The sequence below is a fragment of the Tetragenococcus halophilus genome, from assembly GCF_001712815.1.
Classification (GTDB): Bacteria; Bacillota; Bacilli; order Lactobacillales; family Enterococcaceae; genus Tetragenococcus; species Tetragenococcus halophilus.
The window spans coordinates 1,338,021-1,359,014 of record NZ_CP012047.1 but is presented as its reverse complement, the minus strand read 5'-3'; the positions used below and the strand labels follow the sequence as shown (position 1 = coordinate 1,359,014).

General features: G+C 33.6%; 14 protein-coding genes. 12 read left to right on the top strand and 2 right to left on the bottom strand.

Annotated elements, in window-relative coordinates:
• The first annotated feature begins 74 nt into the window (after window positions 1–74).
• From AC806_RS06335 to AC806_RS11735, 4 genes are all read left to right on the top strand, one after another.
• Window positions 75–2,348 carry a CDP-glycerol:glycerophosphate glycerophosphotransferase gene (locus AC806_RS06335; RefSeq protein WP_069029000.1) on the top strand — a complete coding sequence of 758 codons (2,274 nt, stop codon included), beginning with the start codon at window positions 75–77 and terminating at the stop codon, window positions 2,346–2,348.
• Window positions 2,349–2,605: 257 nt separating this feature from the next.
• Window positions 2,606–3,747, top strand: a protein-coding gene (locus tag AC806_RS06325; RefSeq protein ID WP_156768847.1) for an IS3 family transposase whose coding sequence is annotated in 2 segments (ribosomal slippage) — window positions 2,606–2,837 and window positions 2,837–3,747 — 1,143 coding nt in all. Because the reading frame shifts where the segments join, the coding sequence is not laid out codon by codon here.
• 257 nt (window positions 3,748–4,004) lie between these two features.
• Window positions 4,005–5,489 carry a glycosyltransferase gene (locus AC806_RS06320; protein WP_069028997.1) on the top strand — a complete coding sequence of 495 codons (1,485 nt, stop codon included), beginning with the start codon at window positions 4,005–4,007 and terminating at the stop codon, window positions 5,487–5,489.
• Between the two features lie 243 nt (window positions 5,490–5,732).
• Window positions 5,733–6,889 (top strand): IS3 family transposase gene (locus AC806_RS11735; protein WP_390093209.1). Its coding sequence is split into 2 segments (ribosomal slippage): window positions 5,733–5,979 and window positions 5,979–6,889, totalling 1,158 coding nucleotides; the frame shifts between segments, so codons are not numbered across the junction.
• A 358-nt stretch (window positions 6,890–7,247) separates the two neighbouring features.
• On the opposite strand, the gene AC806_RS06305 is transcribed toward AC806_RS11735, so the two are convergent.
• On the bottom strand, window positions 7,248–8,354 hold the full coding sequence (locus tag AC806_RS06305) for an IS4 family transposase (protein ID WP_069028994.1): 1,107 nt from the start codon (window positions 8,352–8,354) through the stop codon (window positions 7,248–7,250).
• 169 nt (window positions 8,355–8,523) lie between these two features.
• Between AC806_RS06305 and AC806_RS06300 the strand changes: the two genes are divergently transcribed.
• A complete protein-coding gene (locus AC806_RS06300) occupies window positions 8,524–10,254 on the top strand; it encodes a hypothetical protein (RefSeq protein WP_069028993.1) in 1,731 nt (576 codons plus the stop codon).
• A gap of 232 nt (window positions 10,255–10,486) precedes the next feature.
• Here the strand turns inward: AC806_RS06300 and AC806_RS06295 are convergent, their stop codons facing one another.
• Entirely contained in the window at window positions 10,487–11,809 is a 1,323-nt protein-coding gene (locus tag AC806_RS06295) for an IS1380 family transposase (protein WP_014124543.1), read from the bottom strand.
• 208 nt (window positions 11,810–12,017) lie between these two features.
• Here AC806_RS06295 and AC806_RS06290 point away from each other — a divergent pair, with 208 nt between their 5' ends.
• The 7 genes from AC806_RS06290 to AC806_RS06260 all read left to right on the top strand — a co-directional run bounded on the left by AC806_RS06290 (window position 12,018) and on the right by AC806_RS06260 (window position 20,941).
• Complete coding sequence (locus AC806_RS06290) at window positions 12,018–14,291, top strand: CDP-glycerol:glycerophosphate glycerophosphotransferase (protein WP_069028992.1); 2,274 nt, start codon at window positions 12,018–12,020, stop codon at window positions 14,289–14,291.
• Between the two features lie 561 nt (window positions 14,292–14,852).
• On the top strand, window positions 14,853–15,713 hold the full coding sequence (gene ltrA, locus AC806_RS06280; RefSeq protein WP_014125684.1) for a group II intron reverse transcriptase/maturase: 861 nt from the start codon (window positions 14,853–14,855) through the stop codon (window positions 15,711–15,713).
• A gap of 53 nt (window positions 15,714–15,766) precedes the next feature.
• The gene (locus tag AC806_RS11730) at window positions 15,767–16,123 is read left to right on the top strand and encodes a group II intron maturase-specific domain-containing protein (protein ID WP_014123482.1); all 357 of its coding nucleotides are present in this window, start codon (window positions 15,767–15,769) and stop codon (window positions 16,121–16,123) included.
• 231 nt (window positions 16,124–16,354) lie between these two features.
• Window positions 16,355–17,842 (top strand): glycosyltransferase, encoded by a 1,488-nt coding sequence (locus tag AC806_RS06275; RefSeq protein ID WP_069028991.1) that lies wholly within the window; start codon window positions 16,355–16,357, stop codon window positions 17,840–17,842.
• A 40-nt stretch (window positions 17,843–17,882) separates the two neighbouring features.
• The gene (locus tag AC806_RS06270) at window positions 17,883–19,037 is read left to right on the top strand and encodes a CDP-glycerol glycerophosphotransferase family protein (RefSeq protein WP_069028990.1); all 1,155 of its coding nucleotides are present in this window, start codon (window positions 17,883–17,885) and stop codon (window positions 19,035–19,037) included.
• Window positions 19,027–19,761 carry a WecB/TagA/CpsF family glycosyltransferase gene (locus AC806_RS06265; protein WP_180991304.1) on the top strand — a complete coding sequence of 245 codons (735 nt, stop codon included), beginning with the start codon at window positions 19,027–19,029 and terminating at the stop codon, window positions 19,759–19,761. The genes AC806_RS06270 and AC806_RS06265 overlap by 11 nt, the downstream gene beginning before the upstream one ends.
• Window positions 19,754–20,941, top strand: coding sequence for a CDP-glycerol glycerophosphotransferase family protein (locus AC806_RS06260; protein WP_069028989.1), 1,188 nt, complete (start codon window positions 19,754–19,756; stop codon window positions 20,939–20,941). The genes AC806_RS06265 and AC806_RS06260 overlap by 8 nt, the downstream gene beginning before the upstream one ends.
• The last annotated feature ends 53 nt before the right edge of the window (window positions 20,942–20,994 follow it).

The following is a 20,994-nucleotide window of genomic DNA, read 5'->3' as shown; positions in this document are numbered from 1 at the left end:
AAGTTGCTTTTAAGTTATTTTGTTATTATAATGATTAAGATAAGTAGAAGTTTATATTTGAAAAGAGTGACAGCATGACTTTTTCGATCGTTATCCCTTATAAAGAAAATAGTTCAAAGTTTTTAGAATATTGTATTGAAAGTTTAGAAAAGCAAGTTTATCGAAATTTTGAAGTGCTTTTTATTCACAACCAGTCGACTATTTTAGAGAGATATTTAAAAAACAGCACTTTAAATTATCGAATTTTTGAAGATGATGGTGAGACCATTGCTAATTTCCGAAATATCGGGATAAGAGAAGCAGCAGGTGATTACATTTTATTTATGGACGCTGACGACTTCTTACACCCTAATGCATTAATTTATGCTAAGCAAATGATTAATGAAAGTAATAATTCGGTAAATGTGCTTAAATTGAGGATAGCCAAAACAGATTTAGATAAAAATTCAGCTTTAAAATTAGAACAAAAGCCATTTTATCGAATTTCTACCTTAAATAGCTTAAATAAAATGTTAAAAAATGAAGGTTATGGTTCTGCAAATGAAGATCAATTTGTAAGCGAGTTATTTAATTATGATGTAGTTCCTCATCCTTATAAAACATTGACTGTAGAAAAATATTTTTCTAAATTGAGCTACCATTTGAAAGCACATAGTTTTATTATAAAGAAAACTTTTTTGATAGAAAACGAATTATACTTTAATTCTCGTAACGACCTGTACGCAGATATTCCATTTTTAGTTCGTCTTTATAATTTAGTTGAGATAATTCAACAAACAACGACTAAGTTATATTATAAGTCCATTCATAATGATCCAATTAACGAACCGTCTACTTCTCAAATTGAACGTGAGGACCGACAATTAAAAAGAGTGCAAGCTTTCAATGAATCTATCCAGGAAAGCACAAACGATATAATTATAAAAAAAGTAAAAAGGGCCGCAATAAATTATTATTTATATAAAATTGTAACGCAATCAACTTTCAAAGATTCTTTTAAAGAAATTCTTCCAATTTATAAGGAATTGTCCCAAGTATTACAAACTGGATCGGAACCAATAAATGTTAGAAAAAGACATAGGCCTGAAGTTAGTAATATCAAAAAAGGTAATTTTAAAACTGCGTATTTTTTTAGCAGAAGCCGTTTGATTGCATACGATACTTCTCGTTTTGTTAAGCCTAAAAAGACGCGTTATAGACAAAAGAGTATCCAAAAACATATTTTCTCTAAATTTCCTATTAAAAAACGAACTATTTTGTATGAGAGCTTTCTTGGAAGAAATTATTCTGATAGTCCCAAAGCTATATTCAACCACTTATTGCAGCAAGAACCTAATAAGTGGCGCCATGTTTGGGTATTAAATGATAAAGAACTGATAAAGGATAACCCAGAATTTCAACATTCAAATGTGAAGGTAATTACGCGTTTTAGTTGGCAGTATTTTTATTATGTAACTATAGCTAAATACTTCATTTTAAATATGCGGCAGCCAAATTACTTAGAGAAAAAGCAAGACCAAGTGATTTTGTCAACTTGGCACGGTACTCCGTTAAAGCATTTAGTTTTTGATATGAACAACGTGACTTCAGCTAATAAACAATATAAAAAGATTTTTTATGAACAATCAAGAAAATGGGATTATTTAATTGCTGATAATAAATATAGTGAAGATATTTTTGTAAGTGCGTTTATGTATCCTCGAGAAAATATTTTGACATATGGTTATCCGAGGAATGATATTTTAATTAATCATACTATTGAGGATCAGCAAGAAATTAAACAAAGGTTAGGTATACCGTTAGATAAAAAAGTGATTTTATATGCGCCTACTTGGCGTGATGATGAGTTTCATTCTGTTGGAAACTACAAGTTTACATTACGTTTAAATTTAGAACGGTTGCGTGAAGAACTAGGCAATGAATACGTAATTATTTTACGTATGCATTACTTCATCTCTGATGTATTAGATTTAAGCGATTATGAAGGTTTTGCGTTTGATTATTCAAAATATAATGATATTAACCATTTATATATTATTAGTGATTTATTGATTACAGATTACTCCTCAGTATTTTTTGATTATGCCAATTTAAAAAGACCGATTTTGTTTTATACCTATGATCTAGCTAAATATAAAGATGAATTACGTGGTTTTTATATTGATGTGCAAAAAGACCTCCCTGGGCCGTTGCTGTATACTTCTGAAGAAGTAATTGATCGAATTAAAAATATTAAATCTGTTATGTATGAATATGAAGAAAAGTATAAGCTTTTCTATGATCAATACTGTGCATTAGATGATGGCAATGCTTCTAAGCGTGTTGTTGAGAAAGTAATAGATAGTTAAAAAATACCCTAGCCACTTTATACGTAAAATGGCTAGGTTATTTTAGTTGTTTAAAAAGTTTTCTTTTTTATTATTTTCGGTTAGAATAATAAAAAAGAATAGAATTTAAATGTATGAAAAAGTATTTTTACTGCGGAAGAGTTATCTGCATAAGATTAAAATGGTTCTGTGTTTATTTTGCGTTTTAAAGTGGTGTTAGGTTAGTTTTATGGACACATTTTTGTAGAGTACTATAATATTCTATGAAAGGATGTTCAATGATGGCAAAACAATACAACCAAGAAACAAGAGAATTGGTCCTTCAATTAAATGAACAAGGACAAAGTGTTCCTTCTTTGGCACGTGAATATGGGATTTCAGAAGCAACGATATTTAACTGGAAGAAAGAATATACTCCGGATAAAGAAACAGGGAAAAGTCAGGCAGATATTCATCAAATGGAGAAGAAAATGCATCGTCTGGAACAGGAAAATGATATTCTAAAAAAAGCTATCACCATATTCACGAAAGAGTAAGTAATGACACGTTGATTTATGAAATTATTGATAAAGAGCGTCAAGAATACCCCGTACGAACATTAACGAACGTACTCGAGGTATCAAAGTCAACTTACTATGCCTCCAAGAACCGTTGTCCGAGCCAAAGGAGCCAAAAGAACGAACAATTAAAAAAAGAAATTCTACAAAATTACGAGAAAAGCAAGCGCCGTTATGGCGCACCTAAGATCACTCATCAATTAATACAGTCCGGCTGGAAAGTCAGTCTAAAGCGCGTGCAACGATTGATGCGAGAACTTGGCATTCACTCGATTATTCGAAAAAAATATCGTCCAGCAAGCAATCATGAAAAAGTGGAATCCCGTGAGAACCTCTTAAAACAAGATTTCTCTACGACTTCGATTAACCAAAAATGGAGTGCAGATATTACCTATATTCATACCCAAAAAGAAGGCTGGACCTATTTAGCTTCTGTCATGGACTTGTATTCTCGTAAAATTATTGGCTATTCTTATGGCAAACAAATGACGACTGCAATTGTGGTGAATGCTTTTCAGCAAGCCATGCAAAATCAACAATTAAAAGATGGTAAGGGACTCATCTTACAAACAGATTTAGGCACGCAATATACGAGCTATGAATTTGAAAATCTTCTCCTTCAGTATCACATCAATCATTCTTACAGTCGCAAAGGAACGCCCTATGATAATTCAGGGATTGAGTCTTTTCACGCGACTTTGAAAAAGGAAGAAGTTTATTTGAAGTACTATAAAAATTTTGACGATGCCCGTCTCGCTTTATTCCAATATATTAATGGTTGGTACAATCGCGAACGGATTCATGGGAATATCAACTACCTAACACCCCAGCAAGCGGAAGATCAAGCAAAAATGTTGGCGTAGGTCTAGAGTTTCCCTACACATTTTTTTGAGGAACTTATCCACGAAGGCCTCCTTGTCATCGTTTCCGCTTAATGTCAAATACGTTTTTCCATTTGATATTAAGCGGAAATGATGACATTCTCGAGAGTGGATTCGTTTCGAAAAAAGACTCTCGAAAAATGTGTCCAGAATATTGACGTAAATCCAAAGTAAAACTATATTGAGTTCTTTTGTATTGATAAGAAGTGCGGAAAATTTTTTGGAGGGGTCAATAATTTATGAATAATATTTATATGGTGTTTTTTGATTTGGGAGTAAACAAGGGGGGGATCACATCTGCTGTTTTAAACAGGAGTCGTCATTTTTATAAAAATGGTTATCTCGCTGATATTATTACATTCGATTATAAATTTGATTATTCTAAAGTTATTAAAGAACTAAAAGATAGCGGTAAAATGCATGTAGAAACGAAACTGTTTAATATGTTTTTATTTTTTGAAGAAAGATCTTTATCTAACAATAACAAAAAAAATGGGGCCTTGTACGATTATTATGATAGCCTAATAAATGAAACTTTGTGTATAGAACAAGATGAAAAAATATCCCGCTATTTTTCTAAAACAACTGGAGAATACTTAGTTTATAAAAAGGGAAATTTCCAAACAGGGAACTATACTTTGGATATATTTGAAAATAATCAAAGAAGAGAAAAGGTGTATTATAAAAAAGGTATATTAAAAAGGATTAAAGAATATGATTTTAAGAATCGGCTAATTTCTGAAAGATTTTTTGATGAAGCTGGAAATCCATTTTTGAAAAGAAATATTAATCGAGAGACAGGAAAAGTAGGGAAGATTTTCCTCTTTGCGGATAATAAGCAATTTGAAAATAGTTCTCAATTATGCTCTTACTTTTTAGGTGAATTAATAAAAGATGATTCGAAAAATATTATAATATGTGATGGTCCAGGAAGTTTTCCTAAAATTATTGATGCTGGTTTTAAATATGTAAAAAAATACGCGGTGATACATACAAATCATATTAATAAGAGAAATAAAGAAGAATCTAAAGAAACAAATATTTTAAAAAATGGAGATAAATTAGATGGTATTGTTTTATTAACGGAATCACAGAAACAAGATATAAGTAGAGATTATAAGTTAGATAATTTATTTGTAAATGGGAACTTTATCGATATACCTGAAATAACTAATAATAATATGGAAAAAAACGAAAAAATAGTTGGTATGGTTTCACGCTTAGTAGAAAATAAAGGTTTCGATTATCTTATTAAAGTAGCTAAAATTGTTACTAATATTCATCCTGAAGTTTCTTTTCGAGTTTACGGTGAAGGAGAATACCGTCCACGAATTGAAGAGTTAATCCGTGAGAATAATCTAGAGGGAAATTTTAAACTGATGGGATATACATCTAACCCAAATAAAGCAATAGAGACATTTTATTGTGTAGCGTCCACTTCTCAAATAGAAGGGCAAGGGTTGAGTATAATTGAAGCTATGCTTCATCAGAAACCCGCGGTTGTATTTGACGTAAAATATGGGCCTTCAGATTTTATTAGAAATAACAAAAATAGCATTTTAGTGGAAAATAAGGACGTAGATAAGATGGCTGAAAGCATTATACATTTAATAGAAAATAAAACGGCTGCTAAGCAAATGGGCGTGCAAGCAAGAGAAGATATTATAGATAAGTATAGCCCTAATTTAATAATGGAACAGTGGGAAAACATATTAGGTTTGTAAAAAAATAGAATTAAAATACAGAAATAAAAGTAAAATCATATTCACTAAAAAGATATTGTTTGTAGTGTTTTAAAGTTTATTACTTTATTTCTGTTTTTTATTGTGATTATTTTTTATTAGTTAGACATAAAAGATCAGTTTTCTTTTTTATTATTTTTCAGGTAAAATAATAAAGTATGGAACAGGAGGCATGGTGTTAGGTTAGTTTTATGGACACATACTTGTAGAGTACTATAATATTCTATGAAAGGATGTCCGTTTATGACACAACGATACAACCAAGAAACAAGAGAATTGATTCTTCAATTAAATGAACAAGGACAAAGTGTTCCTTCTTTGGCACGTGAATATGGGATTTCAGAAGCAACGATATATAACTGGAAAAAAGCGTATACCCCGGATGAAGAAACCGGCAAAAGTCAGGCAGACCTTCGTCAAATGGAAAAAGAAATGCATCGTTTGAGACAGGAGAATGATATCCTAAAAAAAGCTATCACCATATTCACGAAAGAATAGTTGATGACTCCTTCATTTATGACCTGATTGATGAAGAAAGTCAGGAATATCCCGTACGAACATTAACGAACGTACTCGAGGTATCAAAGTCCACCTATTATGCTTCCAAGGACCGTCGCCCGAGTCAAAGAAGCCAAGAAAACGAGCAATTAAAAGAAGAAATTCTACAGATTTACGAGAAAAGCAAGCACCGTTATGGCGCGCCCAAAATCACGCATAAGTTAGTCCAATACGGTTGGAAAGTGAGCTTAAAACGCGTCCAACGATTGATGCGAGAACTTGGTATTCGTTCCATTATTCGAAAAAAATATCGTCCAGCAAGCAATCATGAAAAAGTGGAATCTCGTGAGAATCTCTTGAAACAAGATTTCTCTACGACTTCGATCAACCAAAAATGGAGTGCAGATATTACCTATATTCATACGCAAAAAGAAGGCTGGACTTACTTGGCTTCTGTCATGGACTTATATTCTCGTAAAATTATTGGCTATTCTTATGGTAAACAGATGACCACTCCGATTGTAGTGGAAGCTTTTCAGCAAGCCATGCAAAATCAACAATTAAAAGATGGTAAGGGACTCATCTTACAAACAGATTTAGGCACGCAATATACGAGCTATGAATTTGAAAATCTTCTCCTACAATGTCACATCAATCATTCTTACAGTCGCAAAGGAACGCCCTATGATAATTCAGGGATTGAATCTTTTCATGCGACCTTGAAAAAGGAAGAAGTTTATTTGAAGCACTATAGAAGTTTTGACGAAGCCCGTCTCGCTTTATTCCAATATATTAATGGTTGGTACAATCGCGAACGGATTCACGGGAATATCAACTACCTGACGCCCCAGCAAGCGGAAGATCAAGCAAAGATGTTGGCATAGGTCTAGAGCTTCCTACACATTTTTTTGAGGAACTTATCCACGAGGCCTTCTCGTCATCGTTTCCGCCTAATATCAAATGGAGAACCGTATTTGACATTAGGCGGAAACGATGACACATTCTCGAGAGTGGATTCGTTTCGAAAAAAGACTCTCGAAAAATGTGTCCAGAATATTGATGTAAATCCAATATATGGTATAATACACTAGTGGTGCATTAATATAATCAGAATATTCAGATTTTAACTTTTTCTAAAAAATGACAAAAAAATCAAATGCTTACGCAAGGGATGACTTTTCCAGAAAAAATTTTTTCATTATTTATCTGAATACTGTTGCAACGACGACAAATGCTATTTCGTCACGTAGGAACGAGTAATACCCACAATTCTTCAAAAGGTTGAAAAAGCAGATGTTTTAATAGGCGCTTGATTTGGAACGGGGATTTCTTACTTCCTGTCTCTACTTTGAGTAAATACGTCAATAGACTGGCAATCATGGCGAGAATGATTTGATTGCTTACCCCTTTTTCACTGTGTGAAAATAGCTTTTTAATCGTCATATGTTGCTTGATATGCTTAAAAAATAGTTCAATTTGCCATCTCGCTTTGTACATGTCGGCCACTTCTTGGGCGGTCACATCAAAACGGTTGGTGACAAAGCGTAATTGTTTTCCTTTTTCATCCTGAATCGTGACCAAGCGAAACGGGGAAGTTAAATAAACCTGAGTGCCTAACACTACCATTTGGTCACGCAAAATGTTTTTACTCTGAGAAGGTTCATAAGTTTCTAGGACATGAACTTTGGCGTTTTTCTTCACTCTTGTGACGAAAAAGTAGCCGTCAGCTTCCATCTCGTCCAGTCGCTCGTAATCAATATAGCCACGATCAAAGATATAGGTCGCTTCCGGTTGATTGACAAAAACTTCTAAGTGATTGTCATCATGTTCAACCGCATTCGTGACTTCAAACTGATCCGGATACAAGTGTTCTTTATCCATAAAACAGAGTTTTAAGTGCAGTTTGATCCCCGCTTTGGTTGAGCGAAAGTCCGCCCAAGGGTACCGAGTGGTATTTAACGGAAAGGTGGAAGAATCCACGAGATAGAGTGCGTTTCGTTTGGTCACCGGTATTTTTGACCGTACTTTCTCCAGTAATTGGGCGAAGATCGCCCACAAAATTTCGTCATCCATCTGGGCGAGCTCACGGGAAAGCTGCGAATGACTAATCGAATCTAACGCCATGGTCTGTTGTAGATCAGGCGAAACAAACGCTGTATCTATTTCACGTAAACTTTCGCACTCATTGTCGATGCCATAGAGAAACACTTTCAAAAAGTGTTCAAAATCAAACTTTTTATGATACTTGTCGGCTTGCGAAATTTTCTCACGAATAGAAAAAGGTAAATTTTTGAAATTTATGTTCGAAAGCCATTTATTAAAAGCTGAAATTGTTTTATACTTATCCATGTTGTTGTCCTTTGTATTGGTCTTGGATAAGTCATCCAAGCTCAGTATAAAGGATTTTTTTATGGATGGAAATAGTGTGAAACATAATGAGTGAATTTAAAATGTTTCATGCACCACTAGTGGGTATAATAATGAAAAAAATAACATCAAAATATAGAGGAAGGTTCACATGAAAAAGTCTTTATCTGCTAGTAAAAAACGGCTATTCATTTCTTTGATGATTATCTTTATTGCTTCGATTTTATTGCAATGGGTCCAAATTAGTAATCAAAATTTGTATTTAGGGGATGATTGGATCTTTCACTATAATCGTTTTTATGATACAGCACAACAAATTAAAGAAGGGAACTTCCATTACTTTATTTCAATGTATGGTTTTTCGCAATCTGGCCGGATTATTAATGCATTATATGGGCCGATGTTTGCTTATTTTAATGGCCTTCTTTTATTGATTTGTCGTTCCTGGTTTAATTATCAATTACTTACTAATTTTTTGATTACTTTTTTGTCTGCTATTAGTATGTTTACTTTGCTGATAAAAAATAAGGTAAGGGCACTTATTTGTTTGATATTTTCAATTATGTACTCTTCTTTTTATATCATCCAATCTTGGTCGTTTAATCAAACCCTTAGAAGTTGGGGCGCTATTGTATTGCCTTTAGTTGTTTTAGCAGCAACTAGGTTTTTACGAGAGAGTTATTCAAAAAAAGATTTGGCATTTTTAGCTTTTGTTATGACACTAGCTATTCAAATACATGTTTTGACAGTTCTTTTTTCTGTGATTATTCTAATCCCTTTCTTTGTATTTGGCTTTTTACATTCAAAAAATAAAAAAACGCTTTTTATGTATACCTTTATTGCTGCTTTAGCCACAATATTTATGACTGCGAATGTCTGGTATCCTTTATTAGAAGTGAATATGGAAAATCAACTTATGAGACCCGCCGTTGTTTGGAATATGGAAAATCATGCACTTAGATTAGATTTAATTAGACCTCACAAAGATCTTTCCTTGGTTGTTTGTTTATTATTTGTTGTCCAATTTTTTATAATTATTTATAGGAAAATGAGTAAAACAAATCTTTTGGCTACTATTACAGCTTTTATGTGGTTTGCTTTATCAACTAAAGTTTTTCCTTGGAATGATTTTGCAAATAGGTTTCCCAGTATTTCAATTATACAATTTCCGAGCCGACTTTTGCCGCCGGCAGTAGTTTTAATTATCTTGGCATTGAGTCTTTCAATAGAAACAATATCTTCCAGTGAAAAAAGAAAGATAGATAGCCGTATTTTAATTTATCCATTTCTACTTTTAATGCTTATAGGCGCAGTTAGAAATCATATTGATTTTTCAAAAGAGCGAGAAGAAATTTGGCAAACGGAATTATTTAATTCAACAAACAACGTTATTTTTGCAACAAAAGATTCTAATACCTTAGAGAAAGCTTTTAAGTCAAAAGATTTAGGGGCGCCTCTACGTTTAATTAGCAAAAGGAACTCGGATTATTTGCCAGTAGATGATAAAGACCTTGCTTATGATAAAGATTTTCATCCCTATGGGAAACAAAAGCGAACGATTATTGAAAACCCGATTAATGAAAAATTAACTAAAAAAGTAAAAAATCACCAACTAGTAATTTCATGGCGGTCTAATGGAGAAGAAACTTTATTACCTTTAATTATTTATAACCGTACTAATGTTGTTGTTAATGGGGAACAGCTAGATAACGCACAAATAAAAACTAATAAGATCGGGGGGCTAATTGTCCAACCGCAAAAGGGAGAAAATACTGTAAAAATTAGTTATAAAGCTTCCTTTGTATTCTATTATATGCTTTTTATTTCAATATTATCATGGTTTTTATTTGCTTTATGGCAAATTATAAGAGTATTGAAGTAATTATTTAATAAGTTGCTTTTAAGTTATTTTGTTACCTGAATGATTTATAAAAATTTGTGGATAACGCATTCGACTGTTCAACGAGGTGACTTTTATGTTATTTTCCCTTTTTATCGCCGCTTTTGAATAAAGAATAGAAAGGGATGATCGAACGACGCTAAAAAAAGATAAAATTCTTCCTAGAGAATGAAAGCCAAGCCTTTTTTATCAAGAGGAAAAGGGGAAAAGTAAACTAGAGATTCAATCGCTGAATTCGTGTAAGGACTTCCCAAAAAAGCGTGTTGTAAACATTCGTACTTGATAAGTGAATTTGCACTTGACGCGCGTGTTCTGTGACTTTTCCAGCAATATGAAATAGTTGAAAACGGATCGTGTCAATCACCGTCGTCTTTTTCTCTTGCGGAAAAGTCAGCTGTTTCATCAAGTGGATGATATTATAGGCGATAAAACTTAGGGCTAAGCGAACCTTATTCGCTAAAAAGGAAGGACTGTCCGTTTTATCAGCGAAAAATCCGGTCTTCATTTCTTTAATGAAGTTTTCCATATTCCCTCGTTTTTGATAGAGCTGAAAAATGGTTTGGGGCGAAAGATGAGCGAAATCGGTCACCACAAATTGAAATTCGGAAAAAAGTAAAGTTTCGGCTTTTCGAGTAGCCTTGATGGCTACTGTTCGAGATCGGTCCCAAGAATCTGCTTGATAAGCCATCTTAAAATATTGATGTTCGGACTTTGTGTAGTCCGTACCGTTGGTATATTGGACAAGATGTTGCGCATAATGAATCAACCGTACGTTATTTTTCAATTTAATCACATAATGGGCGCCTCGACACTCACATTGTTTATAAATTTCCGGTTTGGCAAAGCCACTATCCCCGCGTACAAGCATTGTGGGATCACTCGAACGTTGTTGGTAATGCGCCAACATTTCTACGAGATAATCTTCGGCGTGGGTGGAGGTATAAGATTTGCCATGACGATGGCGAACATCTAATGCCAATCCGGTTAAACCTTCAAATGCCACAAATGGATGATACCCATTGAGGCCATAGTGGTAAATATATTCCCCTGCTTCTTGCTTTCCGTAAGTGGGACAACAGGTGGAATCCAGATCAAGCACGAGTTGTTGGCTGTTTTGCTGGTCCATGCCTAAATCGCCAAGTTTTTTCGCCACTTGTAATAGTTGATTAACATTTTCTTCTGTCAAGGTATGAAGCAAAGTAGACATCATAAATTGCGAACTAAGGCGTTCTTGTTTCAATGCTTCCTTAAAAAGGCGATCATATTGTAAGGTATTGGCGTCTCGGTCTCGAGAATAACCAGCGATCAATTGATATAGCCATTGTTTTACGACATCCAGCCATTCATGTTGGGCGAAGGCACGATACTCTGGAATATGAACGTATTGCGCTAACAGGGAATCAAAACGAATTTGATTTAGAAACTCCGAAAGTAAGACGAGCCCCGCGTCATTGGTTAAGGTGCCACCGTCATTGGCGATCAAGATAGCTTTTTGCTTATTGAATGTAAGAGAATTTTGTTGTAAAGTGAAAGACATAAGAACGCACTCCTTATTGTTATGTTTCGTTGACTTTACAATAACACGAAGTGCGTTCTTTTTGTACACCCAGAAGGTGAAGCAACTCAACCTTTAGAAAAAAGCACATGCCAAGGATTGAATGATCCTGGGAAAAATTTATAAATCATTCAGGTGTTATTATAATGATTAAGATAAGTAGAAGTTTATATTTGAAAAGAGTGACAGCATGACTTTTTCGATCGTTATCCCTTATAAAGAAAATAGTTCAAAGTTTTTAGAATATTGTATTGAAAGTTTAGAAAAGCAAGTTTATCGAAATTTTGAAGTGCTTTTTATTCACAACCAGTCGACTATTTTAGAGAGATATTTAAAAAACAGCACTTTAAATTATCGAATTTTTGAAGATGATGGTGAGACCATTGCTAATTTCCGAAATATCGGGATAAGAGAAGCAGCAGGTGATTACATTTTATTTATGGACGCTGACGACTTCTTACACCCTAATGCATTAATTTATGCTAAGCAAATGATTAATGAAAGTAATAATTCGGTAAATGTGCTTAAATTGAGGATAGCCAAAACAGATTTAGATAAAAATTCAGCTTTAAAATTAGAACAAAAGCCATTTTATCGAATTTCTACCTTAAATAGCTTAAATAAAATGTTAAAAAATGAAGGTTATGGTTCTGCAAATGAAGATCAATTTGTAAGCGAGTTATTTAATTATGATGTAGTTCCTCATCCTTATAAAACATTGACTGTAGAAAAATATTTTTCTAAATTGAGCTACCATTTGAAAGCACATAGTTTTATTATAAGAAGAGATTTTTTACTTGAAAATGAGCTGTTTTTTGATACACGAAATGATTTATATGCAGATATACCGTTTTTAGTTCGTCTGTATAATATGGTAGATGCGATACAACAAACATCAACAAAATTATATTATAAGTCAATTCATAATGATCCAATCAATGAACCTTCTGCGTCACAAATCGAACGAGAGGATCGCCAATTAAAAAGAGTTCAAGCTTTTAACGAAGCCGTACAAATAAGTGATAATGACATCATTACAAAAAAAGTGAAAAATGCTGCTAAAAATTATTACCTATATAAGGTCGTAACAAATGATTCATTTAAAGTATCTTTTGAAGATATCGTTCCAATTTATCAAGAATTATATCAATTATTACAAATTGAATCAGAACCAATAAGTATCAAAAAAAGGCATAAACCTGAAATCAATAGTATTCAAAGCGGTAATTTTAAAACTGCCTATCGTTTGAGTAGAAGTCGCGTGATTGTTTATAATGCCTTACGCTTTATGAGTCCTAAAAAGAAACGTTATCGACAAAAAAGTATTCAAAAAAATATTTTCTCCAAACTACCGATTAAAAATCAAACAATTTTATATGAAAGCTTTTTGGGTAGGAACTATTCTGATAGTCCGAAAGCTCTTTTTAATTATCTATTACAAGAAGAACCTGATAAATGGAAACATGTTTGGATTTTAAATGATAAGGAGTTAGTTGAAAAGTCGCCAGAATTCCAGCGCTCAAATGTTAAAGTAATTACTCGATTTAGTTGGCAATATTTTTATTATGTGACAATTGCGAAGTATTTTATTTTGAATATGCGCCAACCTAATTATCTTGAGAAAAAGCAAGATCAAGTGATTTTATCAACTTGGCACGGTACGCCTTTAAAGCATCTAGTGTTTGATATGGATAATGTTACTTCAGCTAATAAAAACTATAAAAAAATATTCTATGAGCAGTCTAGAAAATGGGACTATTTAATTGCTGATAATAAATATAGTGAAGATATTTTTATAAATGCGTTTATGTTTCCGCGTGAGAATATTTTAACCTATGGCTATCCGAGAAACGATATTTTGATTAACCATACGGCAGCAGATGAACAAGAAATTAAACAAAGATTGGGTATACCATTAGACAAGAAGGTTATTTTATACGCTCCTACATGGCGTGATGATGAATTTCATTCTGTGGGAAAATATAAATTTACTTTGCGGTTAGATCTTGAACGACTACGTGAAGAGTTAGGAAATGAATACGTCATTATTCTGCGTATGCATTATTTTATTTCTGATGTGTTAGATTTAAGTAACTACGGAGGCTTTGCATTTGACTTTTCAAAATATAATGATATTAATGATTTATTTATTGTAAGTGATCTTTTGATTACAGATTATTCTTCAGTCTTTTTTGATTTTGCTAATTTAAAACGTCCTATTTTGTTTTATACCTATGATTTGTCAAAATATAAAGATGAATTACGCGGATTTTATATTGATGTGTATAACGATTTACCAGGTCCACTGCTGTATACTTCAGATGAGGTAATTGACCGAATAAAAAATATTAAAGCGGTTATGTATGAATATGAAGAGAAATATAAGAGTTTCTATGAAGAATTTTGTGCACTTGATGACGGCAAAGCTTCAGAAAGAGTAATAGAGACAGTCTTAGAGAAATAAAAATTATTTTGATGCCTAGAAACTTCATAAGAAAGCTTCTAGGCCTTTTGTGCGCTCGGCATGGGCGATAACTTGGTGGTGAAAGTCCACTACAGGCTTGGCAGTAGGAACTGTTAGCCAAAAGCAAGGGTGTCCACTGCGAAGTGGAATCTGAAGGAAGCTGGAGGCAAACACTCGCACTGACGAACAGGAATCTCATAAGAAGGCTGAATTGGGACGGACGAGCTTGCAAAACAAAGCAAAGTCCAATACTGCCCGAATCCCATACAGTAAATGAGGCGGTGACGTGAGTGGAAAGTTATCACACCTTACCCGAGGAGGTCTGCCTAGCGATAGAAATCGTAGTAACAACGAATAGGCAGAAGTCAGCCAAGGTCATAGTAGTATCCTATGGATATGAAGGACTGAACAATAATAACTTTGAAGTAAACAAGGAGGTGGACGTGCTCACCAGGACCGCAGCCAATACCGTGGTAAAGACCGATAGGTAGCTCACTCGTGGAAGGATAAGCTGGAAGCAAAAGAAGAAATGAGGAGCGCGTAAGGGAGCACGACAATAAGATGATGAACCAAAGTGGCTTTCCATTAATGAACGAACTCGTCAGCTCAATGAATATAGATCGAGCGATCGAGAAAGTCAAAAAGAACAAAGGAGCACCGGGAATCGATGATATGACGGTATCTGAAATCAAATCTCATTTGAACAAGTATCGTCGTCCCTTTGTACAAAAGCTGAGAGAAGGGACCTATCGCCCACAACCAACAAAACGTGTGGAAATTCCTAAAGGAAACGGCAAGAAACGAAAATTGAGCATCCCCGTCGTACGGGACCGCGTAGTACAACAAATGATTTTACAAGTCATCACGCCCTTGATCGACCCGACCTTTTCGGAAAACAGCTATGGGTTTAGACCTGGAAAAAGCTGTCAACAAGCAATAGCGAAGGCAGGCCAATATTATGAAGAAGGCTATGACGTGGTTGTCGACTGTGATTTAAAGAGCTATTTCGACACGATTAACCATCAGAAACTTATGCATCGTATGCAATGGTACATCGAAGAAAAGGCCGCTCTCCAACTTATTTGGAATTTCTTAAACGCAGGAGTAATGGAGGGCGAAATTCTTCGTCCAACTTCAAAAGGAGCCTCCCAAGGGAGCCCGCTTTCTCCTCTTTTAGCCAATGTTTATCTGGACCAATTGGACAAGGAACTCGAAAGAAGAAACCATCGGTTTATTCGATACGCGGACGATTTTATTATCTTTGTCCAAAGCGAGCGGGCCGCTCAGAGAGTCCAAGAAAGTATTACCCAATTCCTGGAAAAGAAATTACGATTGACGGTGAATCAAGAAAAGAGCCAAATCATTAAGGCGCATCAATTAGAATACCTGAGCTATCGTATGAGAAAAGATAAGGGAAAGTAAAGAGCCGACCCACAGCGTCGGCCAAACAAAAGTTCAAAAGAACGCTGAAAAGATTGACGAACCGAAAAAGGGTGGGCACGCTAGATGAGATGATCAAAACCATCAATCAGTACACCCAAGGTTGGATTCAATACTATAAAGACGGAGAACTAAAAACTTTCCTAGCTAAACAGATGGAATACTTACGACATAGGTTGCGAGCCTTGATTTGGAAAAGATGGAAGAAAGTCGATACGAAATACCGCCAACTGAAGGCAAGAGGGGCCTCTCATAAAGAGGCCATGACGTATGCGAATAGCCGGAAACAGTATTGGCGAATTTCAAAATCAAAACTTCTAAATAGAATCTTCAGCAAAGAAAAGTTCAAACAATGGAAACTCAAGGATTTCATTGAAATCCTTGAGAAATAAAAGCTTAAATTATTGAACCGCCGTATACGGAACCGTACGTACGGTGGTGTGAGAGGTCGACTAATCAATTAATGGTTAGTCTCCTACTCGATTAATGATTTGTAGTTTTCTTATAATTTTAAATTGAAAGTTTTCTTTTTTATTTACTTTCAGTTAAAATAATAAAGAACAAGGCATAATAAAGTCAGAACTTTTAGCAGTTTACTTAAAAAGCTTGGAGGCTAATAGACTATGAATAATATCTATATGGTATTCTTTGATTTGGGGTTGAATAAAGGCGGAATCACCTCTGCTGTCTTAAATAGAAGTCGATATTTTTATAAAAATGGTTATCCGGCAGATATTGTTACTTTTGACTATAAGTATAATTCTTCCAAGGTTGTTAAAGAATTGAAAAAAAGTGGAAAAATGTATTCAGAAACCAAATTATTTAACATGTTTGATTTTTTTGAATCGAGATCTTTAGTAACTCATAGTGAAAAAAATCAGTTCTTGTATGACTATTATGATCATTTGTTGAACGAAAGCTTATGTATAGTACAGGATGAAAAAATTTCTCGGTATTTTTCTAAAACAACAGGTGAATATTTGCTTTATAAAAAAGGAAATTTTGAGACGGGAAATTATGTTCTAGATCGATTTGAAAATAATCAAAGAAAAGAAAGAGTCTATTATAGAAAGAATGTGCTAAAAAGAATCAAAGAATACGATTATAAAAACCGTTTAATTTCTGAGAGGTTTTTTGATGAATTGGGCTTTCCATTTTTAAGAAGAAATATCAACCGAGAGACAGGCAAAGTTGGGAAAATATATCTTTTGACCGATAACAAGCAATTTGAGAACAGTTCTGAATTGTGTTCTTACTTTTTAAGCGAATTAATAGAAGATCGTTCTGAAAATATCATCATATGTGACGGTCCAGGAAGTTTTCCTAAAATTTTGGCAGCGGGATTTACTTATGTAAAAAAATATGCATTTATTTATACAAATCATATTAATGTGAGAAATAAGGAAAAAAACAAAGAGACATATATTTTAAAAAATGGAGATCAATTAGATGGTGTTATTGTATTAACTGAGTCCCAGAAAAATGATATAATTAGAGACTATAATTTAAACAATGTTTCTGCTATTAGTAATTTTATTGAAATACCTGATGTAGTGAACAAACCTAACAACGATAGTAAAAAAATAGTAGGTATGGTTTCTAGGTTAGTTGAAAACAAGGGTTTTGTTTACCTCATTGAAGTAGCAAAAATTGTTACTAGTATTTATAGCAATGTGTCTTTCAATATTTATGGTGAAGGTGAATATCGCTCAAGGGTTGAAGAATTAATCCAAGAGAATGGTCTGGAAAATAACTTTAAATTGATGGGATATACTAATGACCCCAATAAAGCCATAAGTGAGTTTGATTGTGTGGTTTCTACTTCACAAATAGAAGGACAAGGTTTGAGCATCATTGAAGCAATGCTTCAACAAAAGCCCGTTGTAGTATTTAATGTAAGATATGGTCCTTCAGATTTTATTAAACACGAGCAAAACGGTATTTTAATTGAAAATAAAGATACAGAAAAAATGGCCAATGATATTATATATTTGTTAGAAAATGAAGAAACAGCTAAAAAAATGGGTAAACAAGCTAGAGAAGATATTATAAAACAATATCGGCCTGAGATGATAATGCAACAATGGGAAAAAGTACTTGATTTACAGTGAAATTAGTTTAAATAGATTGAATTGATTAGGAGGCAGTTTTGTGAACAATCCGCTTGTTTTAGCAAGCAAAGAAATCTATCTTCGGCTTGTTCATTCGGTAAGTAAAAAAAGTAAAATAAAGAATAATAAAATCGTGTTTCTGCTGAGTTTTCCTTCTGCTAGTCAGTTAGCTTTACAAACGCTATTTGATAACTTTTCGGAAGAATTGGTGATTTGCTATACAAAAAGCAGTAAAGAACTAGCCTCTTATTATCAAAAAAATGGCTGTCTTACTTACAATATTGACGATTTTCCAGTATTATTAAAAGACATTGTCCCAATGGTAACCAATAGCCAGCTGGTTTTTTGTGATAATTACTACGCTTTTTTAGCTGGCATTAATTTTCAAGCTAGAACAAAAGTAGTGCAATTGTGGCACGCAAATGGTGCAATTAAGACTTTTGGTCTTGAAGCAGCCTATACAAAAAAAGTCTCTAGAAAGGACCAGCAAAGGTATTTAGAAGTATATAAAAAATTTACGCATTACGTGGTGAGCTCACAAAAAATGGCGAATATTTTTGCCAAAAATTATCGGCAAAAAATTAATGAGTTGTCTTTTGCTTACTTACCTACGGATTTTTATTTTGATAAAGACTGGATGCACAATGCAAAAAAAATGTTTAGAGATAATATTTCAACGAAGAAAAAAATTGCACTATATGTACCAACATATCGAGAAAATAAAGTAACAATACCACTGAACTTTTCTCGTTTAGCGAATCAGTTAGGCGATGAATGGCAAGTTCTAGTGAAAGCACATCCTCATGATAGCAACCTTTATCAACAAGTAAAAGACGAAAGTAACATCGTTTCTAATTTTAATGGACTAGATCTGGCACAGATATTACCTTCTGTTGATTGTTTGATTACAGATTATTCTTCTATCCCTTTTGAATACTCCTTAGCTAATCCTGAAGGGAAGATGGTCTTTTTTTGTTTTGATTATGAACAATATAATAAAGAAGTTGGTATTGAAGAAGGATTTGAAGATTGGGCACCAGGTCAAATTGTAACAACCCAAGAGGAGTTAATTTCAGCGATTCAATATCCTTTTTCGCAAGATTTTACTTCATTTAATCAGATGTGGAATGAATATACGCAAGGGGACGCGTATAAGCAATTGGTAAGGTGGGTGGAAAAAGCATATGACAACTGAAAAAATCATGGACTTTCCTGTAGATATTATCAATTATGATGATGTAATCGATGACCTAGCCAATTATCTTCAAACTGACAAGAAAATGAGTGCTATTAGTGTGAACCCACAAATTATTATTGAAGGGCAAAATTATCCTGAAATACAAGAATTTGTCAAAGAAAGTACACATCGAATTCCTGATGGTATTGGTATTGTATTAGTCTCAAAGTTAACTGGTGGACAAATCAAAGAACGTGTTGCCGGGATTGAGTTGATGTTTCGGTTTTTAGACTATGCAAATGCTTATAAGAAAAGCATTTTTTTATATGGAGCAAAACCACAAGTTGTTACTGATGCTGCAAAGCAAATAAAAAAAGACTATCCTAATTTAATTTTGAGTGATAAAATCGATGGGTACACAAATTTGTCTGAAGAAGAAGTTGTTGAAAGAATTAACCGAGCTAAACCAGACTTTCTATTCGTTGCTTTAGGTTTTCCTAAGCAGGAGGAATGGTTGGCAAGAAATATTGAACGTTTAGATGTTTCAGTCTTTCAAGATGTTGGTGGAAGTTTTGATGTATTAAGTGGTCATGTTAAACGTGCACCGCAATTTTTTATTGATACTCACTTAGAGTGGTTGTATCGTTCATTAACGGATCGTAAAAGATTCAAGCGGATTTTACAGCTACCAGTGTTTGTCATTAAAAGTTTATTTTGGAAGGTTCGTACAAAAGATGATTAAAAGGATTATTAGTAAAGTATATAAAATTATTTTTAATATTACGGCTACAGTTTTTTCTGTCCGTAAAGATGTTGTCTTATTTGAATCGTTTAATGGAAAACTTCCTTCAGATAATCCGTATGCGATTTATCAGGAATTAGTTAAACAAACAGATAAGGCAAATTTATATTGGGGAATAAAAAAAGTTCATATAAAAGAAGCAAAGCAACAATTTCCTGATCTAAATCTTGTCCCTCGTTTTTCAGTTAAGTGGTTGTGGCTTACTACTCGGGCGAACTTTTGGGTATTTAATTCACGTATGCCAAATTGGTTAAAGAAAAATAAGGATACGATCTATATCCAGACTTGGCATGGAACTCCTTTGAAAAAATTAGGCGCTGATATTCAAGAGGTAGCGATGCCAGGAAACGACACAGAAAAATATAAAAATAATTTTATCTTTGAAGCAAGCCGTTGGGATTATCTTATTGCGCCCAATCAATATTCTGAAGATATATTTAAACGGGCATTTCAATTTAAAAATACATTTTTAGAAATTGGATATCCACGAAATGATGAGTTAGTGAATAATAAAAACAATCAGAAATTACAAGATGGATTGAAAGAAAAAATCATTGGTAAAAAAAACGGTAGGGTAATTCTTTATGCTCCCACTTGGCGAGATGACTATTTTATTAAAAAAGGAAACTATAAGTTTTATATGCCGTTTAGCTTAGAAAAAATAGTGAACTGCTTAGATCAAGATGACACTTTAATTATCCGTCCGCACTATTTAGTTGGTGATTCAATTGATATTAAAGGTTACGAAGATCGAGTGAAAATATGTATAGATGAAAACATCAATGAGCTTTATCTAATTAGCGACCTATTAATTACAGATTATTCTTCTGTAATGTTTGATTTTGCGATATTGCAACGACCAATGTTATTTTACCCATATGATATGGCGCATTATAAAGAAAAATTGCGTGGGTTTTATTTAGATTATAACGAAGTTCCAGGGCCTATTGCAGAAGATGAAGAAAATTTGTATGAATTTATTCGTAATTTTGTTTCGCAGGGGCAATTTTCAGAATATGACAGTAAAAAAGAACGATTTGAACAGTTATTTTGTAGTTGGGAAAACGGGGGAGCTTCACAACAAGTTACTCAGTTAATGTTGGAACTTAAAAGGTTGTAGAATAAGACTAACAATAGATAATTTAAAAAAAATTGTTACTGAGAGAACAATGT

Coding starts and splice junctions, on each gene's coding strand:
- AC806_RS06335 (WP_069029000.1), top strand. CDS start 75: ATGACTTTTTCGATCGTTATCCCTTATAAAGAAAATAGTTCAAAGTTT.
- AC806_RS06320 (WP_069028997.1), top strand. CDS start 4,005: ATGAATAATATTTATATGGTGTTTTTTGATTTGGGAGTAAACAAGGGG.
- AC806_RS06305 (WP_069028994.1), bottom strand. CDS start 8,354: ATGGATAAGTATAAAACAATTTCAGCTTTTAATAAATGGCTTTCGAAC.
- AC806_RS06300 (WP_069028993.1), top strand. CDS start 8,524: ATGAAAAAGTCTTTATCTGCTAGTAAAAAACGGCTATTCATTTCTTTG.
- AC806_RS06295 (WP_014124543.1), bottom strand. CDS start 11,809: ATGTCTTTCACTTTACAACAAAATTCTCTTACATTCAATAAGCAAAAA.
- AC806_RS06290 (WP_069028992.1), top strand. CDS start 12,018: ATGACTTTTTCGATCGTTATCCCTTATAAAGAAAATAGTTCAAAGTTT.
- ltrA (WP_014125684.1), top strand. CDS start 14,853: ATGATGAACCAAAGTGGCTTTCCATTAATGAACGAACTCGTCAGCTCA.
- AC806_RS06275 (WP_069028991.1), top strand. CDS start 16,355: ATGAATAATATCTATATGGTATTCTTTGATTTGGGGTTGAATAAAGGC.
- AC806_RS06265 (WP_180991304.1), top strand. CDS start 19,027: ATGACAACTGAAAAAATCATGGACTTTCCTGTAGATATTATCAATTAT.
- AC806_RS06260 (WP_069028989.1), top strand. CDS start 19,754: ATGATTAAAAGGATTATTAGTAAAGTATATAAAATTATTTTTAATATT.